The organism is Vibrio iocasae (genome assembly GCF_042245395.1).
In the GTDB taxonomy this organism is placed as follows: domain Bacteria; phylum Pseudomonadota; class Gammaproteobacteria; order Enterobacterales; family Vibrionaceae; genus Vibrio; species Vibrio iocasae.
Map to the genome: position 1 here is coordinate 547,670 of NZ_CP145310.1, position 20,055 is coordinate 567,724.

Annotated in this window: 19 protein-coding genes; 2 read left to right on the forward strand and 17 right to left on the reverse strand. The window is 43.8% G+C overall.

Annotation, left to right across the window (positions count from 1 at the left end):
• Positions 1-50: 50 nt before the first annotated feature.
• The 11 genes from SNR28_RS02500 to yiaK form a co-directional block, all read right to left on the reverse strand.
• Positions 51-1,646 carry an ABC-F family ATPase gene (locus tag SNR28_RS02500; protein WP_375749444.1) on the reverse strand — a complete coding sequence of 532 codons (1,596 nt, stop codon included), beginning with the start codon at positions 1,644-1,646 and terminating at the stop codon, positions 51-53.
• A 126-nt stretch (positions 1,647-1,772) separates the two neighbouring features.
• Entirely contained in the window at positions 1,773-2,645 is an 873-nt protein-coding gene (locus SNR28_RS02505) for an L-ribulose-5-phosphate 3-epimerase (protein ID WP_375749445.1), read from the reverse strand.
• Positions 2,646-2,681: 36 nt separating this feature from the next.
• Positions 2,682-3,446, reverse strand: coding sequence for an IclR family transcriptional regulator (locus SNR28_RS02510; protein WP_375749446.1), 765 nt, complete (start codon positions 3,444-3,446; stop codon positions 2,682-2,684).
• A gap of 9 nt (positions 3,447-3,455) precedes the next feature.
• Positions 3,456-4,100, reverse strand: a complete 645-nt coding sequence (locus tag SNR28_RS02515; RefSeq protein ID WP_375749447.1) for a 3-keto-L-gulonate-6-phosphate decarboxylase UlaD — start codon at positions 4,098-4,100, stop codon at positions 3,456-3,458.
• Positions 4,101-5,588 carry an FGGY-family carbohydrate kinase gene (locus SNR28_RS02520; protein WP_375749448.1) on the reverse strand — a complete coding sequence of 496 codons (1,488 nt, stop codon included), beginning with the start codon at positions 5,586-5,588 and terminating at the stop codon, positions 4,101-4,103.
• 2 nt (positions 5,589-5,590) lie between these two features.
• Positions 5,591-6,082, reverse strand: a complete 492-nt coding sequence (locus SNR28_RS02525; RefSeq protein ID WP_375749449.1) for a YhcH/YjgK/YiaL family protein — start codon at positions 6,080-6,082, stop codon at positions 5,591-5,593.
• A gap of 40 nt (positions 6,083-6,122) precedes the next feature.
• Entirely contained in the window at positions 6,123-6,818 is a 696-nt protein-coding gene (locus SNR28_RS02530) for an L-ribulose-5-phosphate 4-epimerase (RefSeq protein ID WP_375749450.1), read from the reverse strand.
• A 119-nt stretch (positions 6,819-6,937) separates the two neighbouring features.
• Positions 6,938-7,906, reverse strand: a complete 969-nt coding sequence (locus SNR28_RS02535) for a DctP family TRAP transporter solute-binding subunit (RefSeq protein WP_375749451.1) — start codon at positions 7,904-7,906, stop codon at positions 6,938-6,940.
• A 19-nt stretch (positions 7,907-7,925) separates the two neighbouring features.
• Positions 7,926-9,206, reverse strand: a complete 1,281-nt coding sequence (locus tag SNR28_RS02540; protein WP_375749452.1) for a TRAP transporter large permease subunit — start codon at positions 9,204-9,206, stop codon at positions 7,926-7,928.
• Position 9,207: 1 nt separating this feature from the next.
• Positions 9,208-9,696 carry a TRAP transporter small permease gene (locus tag SNR28_RS02545; RefSeq protein WP_375749453.1) on the reverse strand — a complete coding sequence of 163 codons (489 nt, stop codon included), beginning with the start codon at positions 9,694-9,696 and terminating at the stop codon, positions 9,208-9,210.
• Between the two features lie 54 nt (positions 9,697-9,750).
• Positions 9,751-10,752 (reverse strand): 3-dehydro-L-gulonate 2-dehydrogenase, encoded by a 1,002-nt coding sequence (gene yiaK / locus SNR28_RS02550; RefSeq protein WP_375749454.1) that lies wholly within the window; start codon positions 10,750-10,752, stop codon positions 9,751-9,753.
• 242 nt (positions 10,753-10,994) lie between these two features.
• Here yiaK and SNR28_RS02555 point away from each other — a divergent pair, with 242 nt between their 5' ends.
• A complete protein-coding gene (locus SNR28_RS02555) occupies positions 10,995-11,420 on the forward strand; it encodes a hypothetical protein (protein WP_375749455.1) in 426 nt (141 codons plus the stop codon).
• 3 nt (positions 11,421-11,423) lie between these two features.
• Here the strand turns inward: SNR28_RS02555 and SNR28_RS02560 are convergent, their stop codons facing one another.
• From SNR28_RS02560 to SNR28_RS02570, 3 genes are all read right to left on the reverse strand, one after another.
• Complete coding sequence (locus SNR28_RS02560) at positions 11,424-11,804, reverse strand: hypothetical protein (protein ID WP_375749456.1); 381 nt, start codon at positions 11,802-11,804, stop codon at positions 11,424-11,426.
• Positions 11,805-11,826: 22 nt separating this feature from the next.
• Complete coding sequence (rlmF, locus tag SNR28_RS02565) at positions 11,827-12,852, reverse strand: 23S rRNA (adenine(1618)-N(6))-methyltransferase RlmF (protein WP_375749457.1); 1,026 nt, start codon at positions 12,850-12,852, stop codon at positions 11,827-11,829.
• Between the two features lie 153 nt (positions 12,853-13,005).
• Complete coding sequence (locus SNR28_RS02570) at positions 13,006-13,995, reverse strand: zinc-binding dehydrogenase (protein WP_375749458.1); 990 nt, start codon at positions 13,993-13,995, stop codon at positions 13,006-13,008.
• A 112-nt stretch (positions 13,996-14,107) separates the two neighbouring features.
• Between SNR28_RS02570 and SNR28_RS02575 the strand changes: the two genes are divergently transcribed.
• On the forward strand, positions 14,108-15,001 hold the full coding sequence (locus SNR28_RS02575) for a LysR family transcriptional regulator (protein WP_375749459.1): 894 nt from the start codon (positions 14,108-14,110) through the stop codon (positions 14,999-15,001).
• A 6-nt stretch (positions 15,002-15,007) separates the two neighbouring features.
• Here the strand turns inward: SNR28_RS02575 and SNR28_RS02580 are convergent, their stop codons facing one another.
• The 3 genes from SNR28_RS02580 to SNR28_RS02590 form a co-directional block, all read right to left on the reverse strand.
• Positions 15,008-18,193, reverse strand: a complete 3,186-nt coding sequence (locus SNR28_RS02580; RefSeq protein ID WP_375749460.1) for an EAL domain-containing protein — start codon at positions 18,191-18,193, stop codon at positions 15,008-15,010.
• Positions 18,194-18,337: 144 nt separating this feature from the next.
• Positions 18,338-19,435, reverse strand: a complete 1,098-nt coding sequence (locus SNR28_RS02585; RefSeq protein ID WP_375749461.1) for a GGDEF domain-containing protein — start codon at positions 19,433-19,435, stop codon at positions 18,338-18,340.
• Positions 19,422-19,889 carry an oxidoreductase gene (locus SNR28_RS02590; protein ID WP_375749462.1) on the reverse strand — a complete coding sequence of 156 codons (468 nt, stop codon included), beginning with the start codon at positions 19,887-19,889 and terminating at the stop codon, positions 19,422-19,424. Before SNR28_RS02590 ends, SNR28_RS02585 begins: the two co-directional genes overlap by 14 nt.
• Positions 19,890-20,055: the final 166 nt, after the last annotated feature.

Genomic DNA, 20,055 nt, shown 5'->3' on the forward strand with positions numbered 1-20,055 from the left:
AGAGCTGAGCATGCATATATTTGGTTGTATGCTTGAGTCTATAGTTAGAATCAGCCAGTTAAACCTTGTTTCGCCAGATACTCATCGTAAGTACCGTGGAAATCCTGAATACCATCTTTAGTTATCTCTATGATACGAGTGGCGATAGAAGATACGAACTGACGGTCATGGGATACAAAGAACAGGGTGCCTTTGTAGTTCTCTAACGCAAGGTTCAGAGATTCGATAGACTCCATATCCATGTGGTTGGTTGGCTCATCCATTAGCAGGATGTTTGGTCTTTGCATGATTAGCTTACCAAACAGCATACGACCTTGCTCACCACCAGAAATCACTTTTACTGACTTCTTGATATCATTCTGTGAGAAAAGCATTCGGCCAAGAATACCGCGAACAACCTGCTCGTCTTCACCTTCGTTTTTCCACTGTCCCATCCAGTCTAGCAGGTTCATGTCCATGTCGAACTCATCGGCATGATCCTGAGCGTAGAAACCGATGTTGTTGTTTTCAGACCACTTCACCATACCGCTCATTGGTTCCATAGCACCAACAAGCGTGTTCAGGAAGGTAGACTTACCAATACCGTTCTCACCGATGATCGCGATACGCTCACCCACTTCAACCATCAGGTTAACACCATTGATGAGGATGTTTTCACCATAGCCTTGCTTCAAGCCTTCAACTTCCAGAGCGTTACGGAATAACTCTTTTTCCTGCTCGAAACGGATAAACGGAGACTGACGGCTTGATGGTTTCACCTCATCTAGCTGAATCTTATCCAACTGTTTCTGACGAGAAGTAGCCTGCTTTGCTTTAGAAGCGTTTGCTGAGAATCGGCTTACGAAGGTTTGTAGTTCAGCAATTTGAGCTTTCTTCTTCGCGTTGTCTGCATGCAGACGCTCACGAGCCTGCTCAGCTGCTGTCATGTATTCATCGTAGTTACCAGTGAACATACGAAGCTCACCGTAGTCGAGATCCGCCATGTGAGTACAAACCGAGTTCAGGAAGTGACGGTCGTGCGAGATGATAATCATGGTGCAGTTACGCGCCATCAGCGTATCTTCAAGCCACGCGATAGTATGCATGTCCAGGTTGTTGGTTGGTTCGTCGAGCAGCATGATTTCAGGCTCAGCAAACAGTACCTGAGCCAGTAGTACACGAACTTTCAGGCCAGGAGCCACTTCACTCATTAAACCAAAATGTTGCTCTTCAGGGATGCCTAGACCAAGCAATAACTCACCCGCACGAGCCTCTGCAGAGTAACCATCCATTTCAGCAAACTCTGTCTCAAGATCGCCAACACGCATACCATCTTCATCAGACATTTCTGGTAGCGAGTAGATACGGTCACGCTCTTCTTTGATAGCCCACAGTTCTTTGTGGCCCATGATCACTGTATCGACTACTGTGTACTCTTCAAAAGCGAACTGATCCTGACCTAGTTTTGCCATGCGTTCGTTAGGGTCACAAGAGACAGTACCTGCTGACGGTTCTAACTCACCACCAAGAATCTTCATAAATGTGGATTTACCACTACCGTTTGCACCAATCAGGCCGTAGCGGTTACCGTTACCAAACTTGACCGAAATGTTCTCAAATAGTGGCTTGTCGCCAAACTGCATGGTGATGTTAGCTGTCGTTAGCACTGGAGTTCCTAATTCAAATTTCTGAGCATAAAAAAACTGGCGGTTAGCCAGTTTTTAAAATTTGCGCGATAGTAACAGGTTTTGTGATTTTCATCACGTGTTGTTTGAAGTTAGTTGTTGTCTGGATTATCCAAACTCAAAACCCTGTCCTGAGGCAATGTCTGAAAGTCGTTGTCTTGCCAGCGAAATATTGTCTGCCCAGCTCTCATCCTGTGCCCACATTTCGATAACTAACGGTGCGGTATAATTTATCTCTGCCAGTGTTTTAAATATCCCTTCGAAATCTACCTGACCTTCGCCAATGACTAAATCACGGAACTGTCCTTTACAGGTGTCACTCACTTTTAGCGTATCTTTTAAGTGAATCTGAACAATATGATCCTGACTTAACTTAAGCTCAGTGCAGGTGTCGTAGTTCCATCCTGTAATGTTACCGACGTCTGGGTAGGCCATGAAATATGGCGAAGAAACTTCTCTCTTGAGTACTTCAAACTTACTCAAAGAGTTCAAATAGGGCGTATCCATGATTTCAACACCCAGCATAATACCTGCATGTTCAGCCATTTTGGCGGAATCTTTCATCCCCTGAATGAAACGAGCATGAGTTGCTTCAGTCTGCTCCTCATAATAAACATCGTAACCGGCTAACTGAATACAGCGGATTCCAAGCTTATAAGCTAGGGATATCGCTTTTTCCATGATGCGGTATGCTTCCAGTTGGGTTACCTTGTCTTCGGAGCCAAATGGAAATTTACGATGCGCGCTAAGGCACATGGACTGAAGTGGCATGGCGTGCTTTTCACACAGATCTCGTAGCTGATAGATCTCTTCATCTGTCCAATCCAGACGTGCTCTTCGTTCGTCAGATTCGTCGACAGAAATTTCTACGAAGTCGAAACCGAGCTCTTTCGCTTTAATCAGTTTCTCTTCCCATGATAGATCGTTTGGCATGGCTTTTTCGTAAAGCCCTAAACGCCTTTGTTTCGCAAAGTTGTGCATAGCGGGTGTCCTGCATGTTAGGAAAACCGTTGGAAGTTATTGCTTGAAAAGTGCCATTTCCAACTGTTTAGTGGTCTGTTGTATGCGCGCAGCCAGGTTACCTGTACCCATGGCTTCAATACGCGGTGTTAGGGTTGAAATACTGACGGCATAAGCTGGTATGCCTGAATTATCGAAGATAGGAACGGCAGTACATGAGATGCCTGCTTCGTTTTCTTCGTCATCTATGGCATAGCCACGAGACTTAACCAGAGCCAGTTCCTGTAAGAACTTATCTTTGTCAGTAATTGTATTGGCAGTGAGTTTTTCCACGATTGACTGATTTCGGATCCAGTAGTTTTCCTGCTCTTTCGGGCTTGCATAGGCAAGGAAACATTTACCAGCCGCACTGCAGTACATTTGAGAATACATACCGATAAACGTACGAGTTCTGAAAGGAGAGCTCTGAGGCTCAAACTTGCCGCGAAAGACAATTTGATCCCCTTCCCGAGAAACGAAGTTGATCGTCTCGTTCAGTTCGTTCATCAGTTTGTTAAGGTAAGGTTGAACACTACCAATAACATCTGAGTTCTGAGCAGAGTGGCCCAGGTGCAAAAGCTTTAGTGTTAATTGGTATTTCTTGTTAGACGCTGGTTGAGAGACGTATCCCATCTGCTCAAACGTAGCAAGCATCCTATGAACAGAGGTTTTGTTGATGCCTGTATCCTCTGCGATTTGTTGAAGCGCAACACCATCAGGAAACTGTCCCAGATACTCCAGAACAGACATCGCTTTAACCAATGATTTTACTTGCTCGCTCATAGTTTTACCTTACCAGTATTTCTCAAATTCATTGTGGAATGCATCTGCTGTTTGTTGACCACCCTCACTTGCTAATGCTCTTCCCGCTATGAATGCTTTAGCGTTGATATTCTTAAATAAATGAATATCTTGAGGAACAATACCACCAGTGATAGAGAGTTCAATACCTAAGTCAGAGAGCTCTTTCATAATTTTGAGATCCTCCTCAGTCCAACTGACTCCAGCTGCCTGAGCATCGCGAGAACGATGGTAAATTGCCTGTTTTACACCTGCATCCAGCCACAATTGTGCATCCTCTAAATCCCACTTACCGAACAGTTCAATTTGAACTTCGCCATTGTGTTGTTGAGCCAGCTTATTCGCAGAGCGTATGGTTTCGATATGAGCACCGGCACCAACGGTTATCCAGTTGGTTCCCGCTTCGAATGCCATACCTGTAAGAATATCTCCGGCATCCAGGATCTTCATGTCACAGACAATAATATGATTCGGGTATTTTTTGCGTAGAGTACGCACCGCATTCAAGCCTTCAGCAAAAGCCAGAATGGTCCCGACTTCCAGAATATCAACTTTGTCAGCGATAATTTCTGCTGCTCTTAACGCGCTGTCTAAATCTTTCGCATCAAGTGCGATTTGTAAAAGAGGTTTTGTCATTTAAATAGCCTCAAATTGCTTAATCATTTCTACAAAGTTCAGGTAACGTTGGTACTTAGCTTTGTATTTTTCAAAATATTCCGGATTGGGCTGAATGGTGGTTACGTCTGGTGTAATTGCTTCTATCGCTTCCGTCACTGAACCAAATTCATTTGCACCCACCATGGAAACGAGCGCTGCGCCTAGTGAGCCTGTCTCTTCAATGTTTGGTATTTCTAGCGTCATACCGGACATATCAGCCAACATCTGCATCCATGTGTTTGATTGGGTGGTGCCACCTGTCACCCTTAAGGTTTTTGCATCAGGAAAACGCTGCATCATTCTTTGCAGGTGTACGTTGTGGCAGAAAAGGATGCCTTCCCAAATAGCCTGAATGATGTGTCCTTTGGTATGGTGTGCCTGTAATCCGTATAGTCCGGACTTGAGCCCTAGTCCTGCATTGGAACCATATAGGAAAGGAACGAAAAACAGGTCTGTCGAAACAGGTTCCAGCTCTTTAACTAATGCTTCGTTGGCTGGGTGATCAAGCTTTCCGTTGTCCCCCAGGTAAGGTGAGAACCATTCGTAATTGCTGGCTGAAGTCGGGCTTGCTTCGTGAATAATGTACTCTCCAGGCACTGCATAGTGGCCATAGACAAAGTTATGCCCCTGAGTTTGAGTAATTTCTCTGGTGATTCCGGATGTCACAGACCAGGTGCCCATGACGGCATTGAGTTTCTTTTCTGAGGCATCGATTCCAGAGCAGATCGCGGTAGAGACCACATCAAAAAGTCCGCCAAAGACAGGAGTGCCTTCTGCCAGTCCTGTCGCTTCTGCCATTTCCTGAGTAACAGAGCCCGCTTGTTCCGTAGGGTAGATTAGGGGAGGAAGGGCGTGGAAAACCTCTTCGATATCAAAAAGTTTTAGCAATTCGATATCATATTCACCAGTTTGAGCGTTGAAGAAGTTGCTTTCAGACATATTGGTGATCTCAGCAGCAATATGTCCTGTCAGGCAGTAGCGGATGTAATCATGAGACATCATGATGGAGCCGATGTTTTTGTATGTTTCCGGCTCATTGTCTTTAAGCCAGCGAACTATAGATACCGGATGGCCTGTCCACAACGTTTGTAACGTCAGGGGGTAAATCTTTTCAGGAAACTTATCAGCCTGCCACTGTTTTACAATTTCTATTGAGCGGGAATCGGATGACACGATGCCATTTCTAAGTGGTACACCTTGTTTGTCCAGAAGGTAGGCACCTTTGCCCTGAGCAGAGATGCTGATGCCTTTTATGAGGCTTGGATCAATATGGCTTTGTTTCAGAACGCCTTTAATGACATCTTTTGTATCCATCCAGAGCGCATCAAGGTCTCTTTCAACCCAACCTTTCTGAACGTTAACCACATCCGCATTCTTTCTGAAAATGGCGATTTCCTGACCTTTAGCATCGAACAAACCTGCTTTCATAAAGGTGCCGCCAGAGTCTATGCCCAGATAATAATTCATATTTAAGCCACCAAAAGGTCGTTGTGAATTTTTACAACCAGCTTTCTTACCTCTGAAACCTCGTTATCTTTGATATTGGTGAAATGAACGGTGTTAGGGGTAAACAGATAGAAGCGATCAGGTTGTGCTGTGAGGTAGTGGATTTGCATGCCATCACGTTTGTAATACTGAAGGTCTCTTTGCTCCAGATATTCACCATCGTTTTCAAACTCACCTTCGTCCAGGCACCAAGCCATTTTCTCTGTGCCGGATAGCACAATCTGAAGGTCAGAGTGATGGTGATGAATCTCTGGCTTAAAATTGGCCTCTTGTTCAGTCTGATATTCAAGAATGACAAACCATGCTTTATTACTGTCCAAAAAAGGCAGTTCGTGACGGCCTGTAGGTAATTTATCAAGCTCTTGTTGGTTTAAATATTCAAGAATATTGGTTACCACCGAAGGATAATATTTATGTTCGATGGTTTTGTTTATTTTTCCGACTAGCATAAGCATACTCAAACTTGAAAACTGTATTCCGGTGACGATGGGGTGATTATTTATTTTGACCGTAATAAGCATTTTCACCGTGCTTTCGGTTGTAATGCTTATCTGATAGCTCTTTCTGAATATTGATGCCTGTATTCAGAGAACGTGTACCGATTGCCATCGTGGCAACTTCTTCTAAAACAACGGCATTATGGACTGCGTCGGTTGCATTTTTGCCCCACGAAAACGGAGCGTGGCCACTGACGATTGCACTTGGTACGGCCTTTGGACTTAGCGCTCTGCGAGCAAACTCTTCAACAATCACCAGTCCCGTATTCTTTTCGTAATCACCTTCAATCTCTTCAGGTGTTAACTGTCGTGTGCAGGGGATATCACCATAAAAGTAATCGGCATGAGTGGTGCCAAGGGCAGGGATATCAAGGCCGGCTTGTGCCCAGATGGTAGCCTGACGTGAGTGCGTGTGCACAACACCGCCAATATCGTCGAAGGCTTTGTATAACTCGATATGAGTTTTTGTATCACTGGATGGATTGAGTTTTCCTTCAATAATATTACCGTCAAGATCAACGACCACGATGTCATCCACTTGCATGTCGTCATATTCCACACCGGATGGTTTGATAGCAATAACGTTATTTTCGCGGTCAATTTCGCTTACATTCCCCCAGGTAAAAGTGACCAATCCATATTTAGGTAACTGTAGGTTAGCTTTTAAAACTCTTTCTTTTAATTCCTGATACATAATACTAGCCTTATCAACTATTAATTAGTTAACTGCTTCAAATAAAGTTAGGGGGATTATTCGTCTGGTACGTGCATACCAGACGAATAAGGGACTACAAGGTAACAATCAGAGAGCGATTATTTTGATGCTAGCTGAATTTTCTTAATCATAGCGTCACCGTTTTTCTCGATGAATGCGTTCCATACTGGCTTAACCATGTTCTGGAATGCTGCGCCATCAACGTCGCGGTTTACAGTCATACCGCTTGCTTCAAGCTCTGCAATCATCTTGTCTTCTTTTGCGATGCTTAGTTCACGCTGCATTTTCACAGCTTCTGCCGCTACTTCAGTAATCACTTTCTGCTCTTCTGCACTTAGCTTGTTGAACTTCTTAAGGTTCATAGTAAGGATAAGAGGAGAGTACGCGTGCTGAGTCATGCTCAGGTACTTCTGTACTTCGTAGAATTTGAATGACAGTGTTACACCAATAGGGTGGTCCTGCGCATCAACAACGCCCGTTTCCAGAGCAGTGTATAGCTCCGCTACAGGGATCTGCTGTGGGTTTGCATCCAACTCGTTAAACATGTCATTCAGAGCTTTTGAGCTGTTTACACGCATGCGTAGTCCAGGTACATCATTAGGATTACGAATAGGGCCACGGTTGTTTGTCATGTTACGGTAGCCATTTTCTGGGAAGCCAAGGCCTTTAACACCCACACCTTCCATCTGCTTCATCACTTCCTGACCTGGTTCGCCATCCAGTACTTTGTACGCGACGTCACGAGTAGGGAACATAAATGGCAGTGTGAACGCTGCTGATTCAGGCAGTAGGCCAGAGTAGTTGTTTAAACCAACCATAGAGATATCGATGATGCCAGAGCGAGTACCGTCGATCATCTGCTTGTCGTTACCAAGCTGACCTTGAGGGAAAATCGCTACCTTCAGATCACTACGCGCTTCCACTTCTTTTTTGAAGTATAGAGACATATCTTGCTGAAGATCTGACTCAGGTGCTGCGTGAGCAAGTCTCAATGTTGCTGCTGACGCATAAGTAGTGCAAAGCGATAATACTGAAGCGATTCCTACAACTTTTAATAATGATTTCATCTTTTGTTTCTCCATGGATTTAACCAATAACAAGGGACATTGGAACGGTAATAATGCTTGGGAATATGACGAACAGTGCCAGTAACACGATGTATGCGCCAATAAACGGAAGTACACCTTTAACAGAGGTAGACATAGGGACTTTCGCTACGCCACAAACTACGTTTAACACGGTTCCTACAGGGGGTGTAATCAGACCAATCGAGCAGTTAATGACGAACATCAGTCCGAAGTAAACCGGGTCGATACCAGCCATTTTGATTACAGGCATAAGCAGTGGAACTAAGATTAGAATTGTTGGACTTAAATCCATTACCATGCCGACACACAGAACAAGTACCATGATTACCGCCATTAACAACCTAGGGCTATCAACGAGTGGACCAAGTAGTTCTGCAAGTTGCTGAGGAAGCTGAGCGACGGTGATCAACCAGGCGGCGACCATTGCACAACCTACAAGGAACATAACCATAGAGGTAGAGCGTCCTGCAGCGAGTAAAATTTGATAGAAAGTTTTTAGCGTAATCTCTTTGTAGATTACCGATGAAACGAAGATAGCGTATACCGCGGCAACAACGGCTGCTTCTGTTGGGGTAAAGATACCAAATCGAATACCACCAATGATAATGATAGGCAGCATCAGAGCCCACACGCCATCTTTCAGTGCTGCACGTTTCTCTTCTTTTGATGCTTTTTCCGAGATCTCCAGGTCTTCTTTACGGACCATAAAGCCCCACATTGTCATCAGAGTCAGACCCATCAACAATCCCGGTACAATACCACCCAGGAATAGGTTTTTGATGGATATGCCGCCGGCAACGCCAACCAGAATCAAAGGTAGCGAAGGCGGAATAACGGGAGCGATGATGCCACCGGAAGCTAACAGACCCATTGAAGGTGCTTCTGGGTAACGTGCCTGTTTCATCATTGGGTAAAGAATACTTACCAGAGCTGCAGCATCAGCAACCGCAGAGCCAGATAGACCTGCAAGCAGGACAGAGGTCATGATGGCAACGTAACCCAGCCCTCCTTTTCTGTGCCCGACGTAACATGTCGCAAGACGAACGATGCGGGTAGAAAGGCCACCGGAAGACATAACCTCACCGGCAACCAGGAAGAACGGAATTGCCAACAGAGTGAAACTGTCTACGCCATTTACCAGAGACTGAGCCAGGATGTCAGAGCTGAACAGATCCATATGAAGCATCAGTGCCATAGAAGAAAGTAGCAGAGCAAAGGCAACTGGCAGTCCTAATAGGATCGATATAATGAGTACAGATAAAAATATTGCGAGTGTCATACTACTTCTCTCCTGACTCTACTTTTTCGTTTAGCCAATCTGGGAAAATAACTCGAACTACAGCTAAAAATGCCATCAGACCACCAGATACCGCACCTGCAAGATAAAAGAGTGCAGATGGAAGACCTGTCAATTGAGAGATGTCGTTCCAGTTGTCCATCATCTGGTTGAATGAGCCAATGAACAGCATGGATACTGCGACAAGAATAATGAGCCAGCAGAGTCTTCTCAGGAAGGGAACTGCCTTTGGCATCATACGCTCGGAAAACTCATGGACGGCCAAGTGCTCATCACGACGGAGCACGACAACTGCCCCTAACATGACAACCCAAACAAGGCCCAGACGGGATAACTCAACAGACTCGCGAAGGCCCGATGAGAAGCCATATCTTAAAACTACGTTGGTAAAGACCAGCACAATCATAGCAACCAGTACGGCGGCCATCAGAAGATCGATGCAGTTCCATAACCATTTAAAGAATGTACGCATAAGTACCTCGAACTCTTATCCCGAAGCCGAAGCTTCGAGATGAATATCTAAGAATCAAAGAGCCTTGATTTGAGACCAGATTCCGTCGTTAATTTCAATGCCACCCTGCGCTTCATGTTTATCGAGGAAAGCCTGAATTTCAGAGCCGGCAATCATAACCTGACCGGTTTCAGCAGGTTCAGATGCAAGAACGTAGTCGCGAATACGTTTCATCTCTTCGGCATAACGAGTACTGTCCATTGTCTTGCTAAGGTCGATAGCAATCAGGAACTGGGATACACCAAACTCGCCACCCATATCTTCAGTTAACGCTGGTACTGACTGACCGCCAGTGATAGCTGTCAGCATCATATCCAACACGATAGCCATTGAAGAACCTTTCCAGAACCCCATTGGTAAAAGGCGTTTGTTTTCCCAAAGAACATGAGGGTCTTTCGTTAGTTCGCCATTGTCATCAAATCCACCTACGACAGGCAGCTCTTTGTCTGCCAGAACAAAGTTCTGTAACTGGCCGTAAGAGTATTGTGTCATTGAGCAATCAACCAATACAGGAGGTTCGCCTGCAATTGCCATGATGAGTGGATTTGAGCCTACACGGTGGTCTTTTCCGCCCCAAGCAGGCATAACAGCGATAGAGTTAGTTGATGCAATACCAGCAAAGCCTTGTCGTGCCATTTTCAATACGTAAGCACCTCCGCGCATCCAATGGTTAGAATTTTTCATACCAACCATACCGATTCCGTACTGCTTCGCGAGCTCCATTGCGCGGTCTGCACAAACCAAACCATTAAGTACACCCGGACCAAAATTACAGTCCCACTGTTCCAGGGCCCCCATGCTGTTTACACACTCTGGCTCTGCATTAAGCTTAATTTGTCCTTTATCAACCTGATCGATAAATACCGGGAAACGGTTGATACCGTGAGAGTAGGTTCCTTCGTTTGCCATTTCCACGAAACCTGCCGCCAGCCTGGTCGCTGTTTCAGGCTTCATATCACGAGCCAACAGGATTCTTTCATACTCATTTTGTAGTTCTTCAATTTTAACTAAAGGCATCTTGTTCTTCTCACTGTGTTTCACAATATGGAATTTAATTTATTTAATATTTCATATTTGTTGAAGTGAGGATTATTTGAACTGTGAACGCTTTCAGAAAAAATGAAACTATTTGATGTTTTTATTTCGTATTGCGGAATTGGGGTGTGGCGAACACGTTTGCTTAGTCTGAAATGAACGCTATATTGAGAGTAAGTGGTAGCAAAAGGAGAGGTGAGTGGTAACACCATCGATAAAGGTCAATGGAGATCAATCAGGTTTGTTTTAAGTGGTGTAACGATAAGCGCGGAGGGGATTGGCCTAAACGTGCGGAAATTGTAATTGATGGTAAGGATTTGGCCTGGTATCTGGAAGAGAAGAAACTGCTACCTTCAGCGAAGGCTCTCTGGCAATCTGTGTTTGAGTCGGGTGATATGCTCATCAAGTGCAGTGAAAAGACTGCTTACAAGGGGAAAACTTACACTATCCTAGAGTGTGCGTGTGGCGATCCTGACTGTGATTCCATTTTGGCTGATATTCACTGTGATGGTGAATACCTTGTTTTCAGGGACTTCTACACTTTACGCGATATTGGATTACCACAAGCTCAGAGGCGTTATGATATGACGATGCTGGAGCCCCTTATATTTGAAGTAAAACAGTGGCAAGATGCGATTGAAAAGCTGTAAAGCTTAGCTGTTAGCTAAAGCGATGAGCCAGGTAAACCAACTCAGGCAATGCAACAGCCCTGCTATCGACATTAACGAGTAGACCATAATCCCCGATGTTGCCTTGAGCAGGATATTTCGAAACAACAAAGATAAAGGTAAAAGAACAAGAGATACCAACAATAGGGGAATCATGACTCGGCCCATTCCTGGTCCTGCAGTCGAGAATATATAGATGTTCGCTATCAGAGTTAAAACAATAAACAAAGCTATCTGCTTTCGATGATTAATGTATTTGAACATGCTTAATATCAAAATCAGGTAGGCAAGCAATGTTGGATATTGTAAATAAAACATCCATTCAAACCTGAGCAGTGACTCCGGATAAATATTCCAAAGATTCATTTATTTCCCTTTATTAATGATGTTATTTTTGCCAGCCCTTTCTCTGTTCTTTATTGTGAAACGTCCATGCAATAAAACGGCTGGTCTTTTGTCCCTGAGTCATCTCTTCTATATGAATCTCGACAGCTCCTGCCTTCTCAAGATTTTTGCGCATCCAGCGTACGTTTTCTTTCTTAGAAATTAAGGTAGAGAACCAAAGTACCTGATCTGCAAACTCTTTGCTTTCAAAAGCCATGTTCTTTATAAATGCGGCTTCACCACCAGGGCACCAGAGCTCAGCTTTCTGACCTCCAAAGTTCAGTTTAGGTTGCTTCGCTGTAATTTGCTGAACTATTTGTTGGCCCCTTTTCTTTTTATTTGAGCTCAGGTTTCTGAGTTTACGTTCTGTTCCTTGTTGAGCTTCCTGCATTGATTTATGAAACGGAGGATTACAAGTTGTAATATAATAATACTCATTGGGTTGAATGATATTTTTGAATAGGTAGCGACTCTCTGTTTGCAAACGAGCTTCGACTTTTCCTTTTAGCACTTTATTGTTGCTTGCAATTGTATTTGCGGCATTCACTGATACCGGGTCGATATCACTTCCCACATAGTTCCAACCATACTGAACGGTTCCGACAATGGGATAGATACAGTTGGCACCAACACCGATATCTAGCGCTTTTACGGAATGTTGATTCAAGGTGTTATCGTCATCGCTAAGTAGTGTTGCCAGACGATGGATGTAGTCAGCTCGACCAGGAATGGGCGGGCAGAGATAACCTTCTGGGATATCCCACTGAGTGACGTTGTAGTGTTTCGCCAACAGTGCTTTGTTGAGCATTTTTACCGCAATAGGATCTGAAAAATTGATGCTATCTTGCCCCTTTGGGTTCTTTATTACATAAGGCTTGAGAGCGGGTAGGGCTTTTACTAATAACCTAAAATCGTAACGTCCGTGGTGTTGATTTTTGGGATGCAGACCTGAAGGCGACTTTTTGTTTTTAACCTTTGGCTGTGTTGTTACTTCAGATGATGTTTTCTTGGAACTCGGACGTTGCTTCATTGGATGCCAGAACTTATTGCATGATATGGATAGATATTAGGTTAGCGATTCTAGCAGATATGGATGACGAAAGGGGGATCGCAAGAAGAGAGACTTAGCTCTCTTCTTGATGTGATTAGATTTACTCTGAGTTTTTGAGAGAAAAATTTATGTTTAGACCGTTGTGCTAGCGACAATTTTTCCTATGGTGCGCTGTTCTCTCATCGCTTTAAGCGCGTCGCCAATTTGCTCTAACTTGATGATTTCAAGTTTAGGTATCGTTAGATCTCCACTTTCTATCAGCTCAGATACTTTGTTACCAGCGTGTGTGATGGTTGAAAAACCGTGCTCACCGTTGACATGGCCTGAACCTAAGCTGAGTTGGTGGAAGCTCAGTCCTTTAAGAAATGCACCCGGATAGTTATTTGGGTTCACAGTGGATACCAGCTCAACCATTTCTCCTTCGTAGCCTAGCACCGACGCGCAAATTAAGTCGTTTTCGCCACCTACACAATCCAGAGAGACTTCCACGCCTTTTTGGTCGGTAATGTCTAATACCGCTGCAACGACATCTTCGGTGCGGTAGTCGATAGTATGCGTTGCTCCAAGGCTTTTTACATAGTCGTGATTCGCCGCAGAACTTGTAGTGATAATGGTTTTTACGCCGGCTATTCTGGCAAGCTGGATGGCGAAGCTACCAACGCCGCCGGCACCGCCAGCGATAAAAACTGAACTGCGTTTCTCTATTGAGAGCTTTTCGAACAAAGCTCTATATGCAGTCCATGCAGCACACGGTGTCGCCGCAGCTGTCTCAGCGCTTACATTTGGATGACGAACCAGAGTGCGGGAGTCTTGTATCGCGAACTCGGCAAAGCCCCCATGAACTCGACGCATGTTACCGTGATAAAGCACTTTATCACCTACTTTCCACTCAGACACCGCACTGCCAACTTCCACAACTTCACCGGATACATCCAGTCCACCAACAAAATTGTCATCCATACCATTGACCATACCTGTCCATTGATGAACTTTAGCATCAACAGGGTTTAGTCCTACCGCCATTACTTTGACAAGTACATCATACTCGGTCTCAAGTTTAGGAGAGTTTGTCTCACTAAAAGTAAAGGTATCGGATTCTTTTTGATAAGTGACTGCTTTCATTGTTGTTTCCTATCTCTGTAATGCGGTGAAGGGCGTAATCTAACTAGAAGCTGGAGAAAATAGAAATTATCATTTATTCTTGTTTTCATAAATTTGTGTAATGAGTGGCAAGATGCTTAATCCCAACTGGTTGACAACATTCAAGACTTTAATTGATACCGGACACTTTACCAAGACCGCAGAAAGGTTGTTTATGACTCAGCCAGGGGTGAGTCAACATATTCGTAAGCTGGAGCATGCTTGCGGTCATGAGTTAGTTCGTCGAGATAAAAAGAGTTTTGAAATTACTGAGCAGGGAAGGCTGGTGTACGAATACGCTTTAAAGTTAGAGCTGAGTGAGGCAGAACTCATTGAAAATCTTAGCTTTGATGACCCGCGCTCCGGACACTGTAAGTTATCTTGTTCAGGCTCGCTGGCCCTTTTGCTTTATTCTGGATTGCTGAATTTACAGTGTGAATTTCCCAACCTGACTATTCATCTTGAGGCCGCTCCGAATAGGAAAATACTAAAAGAAATTAGTGATGGAGATATTGATCTTGGCATTGTCACTCATATTCCAAACCCAAGCCTGTTTGATGTGGAAGAGATTGGAGAAGAAGAGCTTTGCCTGATTCTTCCTGCTGAAAAGAGTGATCGTGAAGGCATGACCACTTTACTGTCTGAACTTGGCTTAATTCGACATCCTGACGTGATGCACTACTTGTCACTCTATTTTGACCGTTGTGGTGAGAGTGAGTTTAACTCATTGAATATAGGTGATATTCCGGTGTCCGGCTATGTTAACCAGCTCAGCCAGATATTGCTCCCGGTATCTAAAGGACTAGGTTTTACTGTCCTGCCACGAAGCGCGCTAGAGGGCTTCAGTCTTACTCATAACCTCAGTGTTTACACGCCAGAAAAATTAGTGTGCGAAACACTTTACTTAGTCAAGAAGCGCAATAGGGAACTACCTGCACGCTTTAGAACAGTAATAAATGAGCTAAAAGAGCGTCTAGAATACAAGTAACCAATTTTAACCTACTTTTTGCTGACGCTCAGCCTGTTGCCAGGCTGGGTCTGGCTTCCAATCTGTAATCCAGTCAGTAAGTTGTTTCGCTGGCATTGGCTTAGCGATACCGTATCCCTGTGCTAACTCACAACCCATCGCAAGTAACTGAGTTCCGTGTTCAATAGTTTCGACACCTTCTGCCGTGACTTTTCGGTTAAAGGCTGATGCTAGGCTAATCACCCCTTTTACTATCGCTCTGTCATCCGGGTCATCTAAAACATCTCGCACAAAACTCTGATCGATTTTGAGTAGTTCGATAGGAAGACGTTTAAGGTAGGTAAGGGAAGAAAATCCGGTACCGAAATCATCAAGTGCGAAGCCAACACCAAGGCCGATACAAGCTTTCATTGTCGCAAGTACTTCAGTGATGTCACCCAGAGCGCTGGTTTCAAGTATTTCGAGTTGCAACATGTCAGGAGATACGGACGGTGTCGATGATAAACATTGTGCTAATGTTTCTACAAAGTCTGGTTCCTGCAACTGGTAAGCATCCACGTTTACGCTGACAGGCACACTTAATCCTAACGATTGCCATGCTTCTATCTGGTTTAACGCAGATTTAATTACCCAGTCACCTAACTGCAGACTTACCGGGTGGTTTTCGATAACCGGAAGAAAGTCGTTTGGCAGCATCAGTCCTCGTTCGGGATGTTCCCAGCGGATAAGTGCTTCCGCACCGACGATTTCACCTGTTCGCATATTAACTTTAGGCTGGTAGTGCAGAACAAATTCCTGGTTGTCTAAACCATTTTCAATATGCTCTATGGTCTCTCTCTGAGTCTGGATGGATTTGTCTTTATAAACATCGAACAAGTGATAGCGGTTTTTACCTGTTTGTTTGGCAATATACATGGCCTGATCAGCGTGACGGACCAGTTGATCACCATCAACACCATCATGTGGGTACAAGGTGACACCGATGCTGGTGGAAACTTGTAGTGAGATGTCATTGATAGTGAGTGTTGTCATTGCTGCTTTTAGTAACCGGTCCAGTACGTGTTCACAGTCTTCCATCTTCTCGATATCAGCAAGTATGGCAACAAACTCATCACCACCGATTCGAGCGATTGTATCCCCTTCGCGTAAGCTATCTTGCATAAGTTGCGACAGGCCAATTAGTAACTCGTCTCCAACGCTGTGGCCATAGGCATCATTGATGGCCTTAAAACCATCTAAATCAAGATAGGCAACCGCAAGTGATTTGCCTCGTCTTTCACATTGGCTCATTGCGTGGTTAAGCCTGTCCGCTAACAGCATTCTATTTGGCAGGTTGGTCAGTTGATCGTAGTGGGCGATATGCTCAAGTTGCTGCTGGTGTTGTTTTTTTTGTGTGATATCAGAAAACAGAGCAACGAAATTTTGAATACTACCCTCAGCATCGGTGACCGCACTGATGGTCATTGACTCAGCAAAGAGAGAACCATCCCTATGTTTGTTCCAGATCTCACCTGACCATTGGTTTTTATCTAAAAGTGAACGCCAAAGCTCGGCATAAAATTCGGTTCCATGAATGTGAGATTTTAATATTCGAGGGTTTTGTCCAAGCGCTTCGCTACGGGAGTAGCCCGTAATCTGGCTGAAAGTGTCGTTAACTTCAATAATGTCACCATCTTTATTGGTAATCATTATTCCTTCGCGTGCGTGCGTAAATACACTTGCAGCTAACTTGAGTTGTTCTTCAGCTTCTTTTTGTTCTGAGATATCGATTAACTCAGCGACTCTGGCTTGTTTCCCTTTGTATACAAGGTTTTTACCAGTGATCATCAGCGGGTATTTAGAACCATCTTTACGTAACCCTACGACTTCGTAGCTGTCCGCAAAGTCTTTCCTCATGTTCTCAGCCACAGTGCTTCGTGATTCCGGAGCGATCAGTCTGAAGCCGTCCATACCGACAAGCTCATCGTATCCATAACCTGTAAGATCAGACAGACCGTCATTGCATTCAAGTAACGTGGCCCCTTTGTGGATGAGTAATCCACCGTGTGTAGCGACACTTAACGCTTTAAACCGTTCTTCACTTTGCAGCAGGTTGGTTTGAGCCTGAGCCATGCTTCGGTTAAATCGGTGAAGAATGATAGTGATGGTAGAGGTGACCGCAGCGATAACCAGCGAAGCAAACAAGACCGGAAATACCCATTCAGGAGTCGGAGCCGGGCTATTGTCGTATACAAAACCTTTTAAATGTCTATCATCTTTAATTTGTCCGGCTCTAATAAAGGTGTTCGTCATATGTTGCCAACGTTCCTGGTTCATATGACCTATTTTGATTAAGTCCGGGAGGATAAGTTTCCGCATTTCAGCTGCTTCAAATTCAAGATGCTGACGTGATTTCTTGACCTTATATTTGTTGATTAGCAGATCGATGATCTCTTCCGGGTTATCCATAGCGTAACGCCAACCTTTTAAGGTAGCACGGAGCATCGCATCAACACGGTCTGGATTCTCTTTGAGCTCTTGCTCAGTAGTGAAGAAAATATCGCTGTAGAAATCGACCCGATAGTTCATTGGATCAATGATGTTGTAGGGCAGGGCGAGCTGTTCAAGGACGAAGGGTTCATTGGTGCTATAAGAGTTAAATGCGTCTACGTTACCCTCAATAAGGTCATTAAGGTTGTAACTGCTCGGTACAATATCTAGCTGATGTAAATCGATACCTTCGTTTAGAAACATGGTAATGAAGTCTGCGTCTTCGTCTTCATTGGCTAGCATAACCTTTTTGCCAATCAGTTCATGTGCAGAGCGAATACCTGAGCTTTCTAACGTGAGCAGGACAGAAGGGGAGTGCTGAAATATGGCTGCTAAGGCTACGAGCGGTTCACCTTTAAGCCTTTCATAAAGAACTTCGCTGTTCCCCTCAGCGTATAAAGCTCTACCAGTTAAAACTTCGGAAACGGGTTGATGGTCCGGGTCACCATTCCGGATAAAGACATTTAGCCCTTCTTCTTTGTAGTAGCCTTTTTCAAGCGCAGCATAATAGCCAGCAAACTGAAACTGGTGATGCCAACGTAGCTGGAGCGTGATGACTTCGTCAGCTTTAGCGGTAAAGCCAGTTACCGGGTATATAAGGGATGTAAGTAGCAGAATAAGAAGGACAAGAGAACGGGACAAAAATCGTTCTCTCCACTGATAAGCGATTGCTAGATAATGCATTTTTGTCCTTCTTATTGATATCAGAAAGCAAATTAGTTTTGTATTAGCTCGTTTCCATGCAATATCTGATTTTAACGAAATGTTTCGGTTAATTATAGGAAACTATGTGTTTCATAATTAAAAATAGTTATACAGACTGGGTGTTTAGGCTGCTCCGGCTTTCATTTGGTACATTTTTTGATCAGCAAGCATTAATAACTCATCAATATTCTGGCTATCATCAGGGTAGTTGGCAGAACCTAGACTGGTTGTTACTTTTAGATTCTTTTTTTCATAACTAAATGGAGCTGCGAACAGCGCGTAAATCTCTTGTTTAAAACTATAGCTGTACTCACTGTTGCTGTTGTTCAACAGAATGGCAAACTCATCACCGCCTAAGCGATAGCTATTACAGTCATAATTGGTGAGGGATTGTAACCTTCGAGCAAACTCGATCAGTACTCTGTCTCCAGCGACATGCCCATATTTGTCGTTGATCGCTTTAAAGCCATTTAAGTCGAGCAAGAAAATAGTGACGTTATCTTCTGTGGGCGAAAGCTTGTTGGTGTTTTCAAATAAAGCGAAGCGATTATTTAATCCTGTTAAAGGGTCAGTGAGCGCTAATAGGCGACTATGTTTGAGTTCCTGATTAAAAATAAACCAGATAAGAATTACGCAAATAATAAATAAGCTCAGGAGAATGGTTTGTAGTGTATTTAGACTATTTGCTTGTTCCTGTTTTGCTAGAAGTATTGGGTTAGACACACGGAATATTTGGTGTACGTAATCTGAAACTTCCTGATGTAATTGAGCCGCAGGGATATAGAAGTTACTTATTGATTCAGGATCGTTTTCTTTGATTTTTAGCAGTGCAGGCTCCAGTGCTTTAAACCTAAGAAACATCTCTTCCAGTATCTTCTTTTCGTTTGTGATAGATAAAAAGTCGTCAGATTCTCGGCTTGAAAGCATAATATCAAAGCGACTCCATGTAAGATCGTACTGGAGCTGAACGTTGGCCAGGTGCGAGTGCTCATCGCCAATGTGACTCGCTTCAAACATCAACTCTCGATACTCTTTAGACAAATGGAAGAGAAACCAGGTAGCCTGATTTCTCTGGCTAGAGTACAGATCAGCAAGTTTATTGGTTTCATTCAGTATTAGCGTGTTTGCGATCAGAATAAATAACGCGAGAATACTTAGTAGCCATTTTGCAGGCCTGGAATAGAGTTGGATGCGTTTCTTACTGGTTTTACTTATCATCATCTAATACTTTGATGCTCTCCAGTTGCCATACCATTTGCCCCTGATACTTTGGAGTATCAAGTTCTGGGTGCTTTGCCAGTGAATAGATCAACCAATAAGGTCCTTTGTCTCGGATTCTCATCGTCTCTCCATCGCGAAGATAGGCGATGATAGGTTCATATTGTTGTATGTCCGATTTTATGATGACCGCAGCGTAATCGTTCAGAGCTCTAAGGCTCACTTTTTCTGGTATCGCACCAATGGTATTTTGTAAAAGATAGGAGAGCCGGACGCCTGTAAATTTGGATTCTCCTTTTGTCCAGGGCAGAGGGGTGATGTACGAGGTTTCAGGCATCGCCTGGAGCTCAGCAATGGTTAAAGTATGGACTTCACCATTGCCTTCAATAGACAAGGTGTTGGCACTGGTGAGCATTGGGCTAATGAGTGCCACTACAAACAAAAATAATAAACGCATTTATCAATACCACTTTGATTATTGTTAAAAATTATATGCATATAACATATTGTTTACAAATAAAACTAAGTTATTAGCTATAAGTGGTTTGATTTGCATAACTGTTTCCTGCTACACAGCAAAACAGAACAGAATCCTTTACTATAGATATAAAGGTAATTAATGA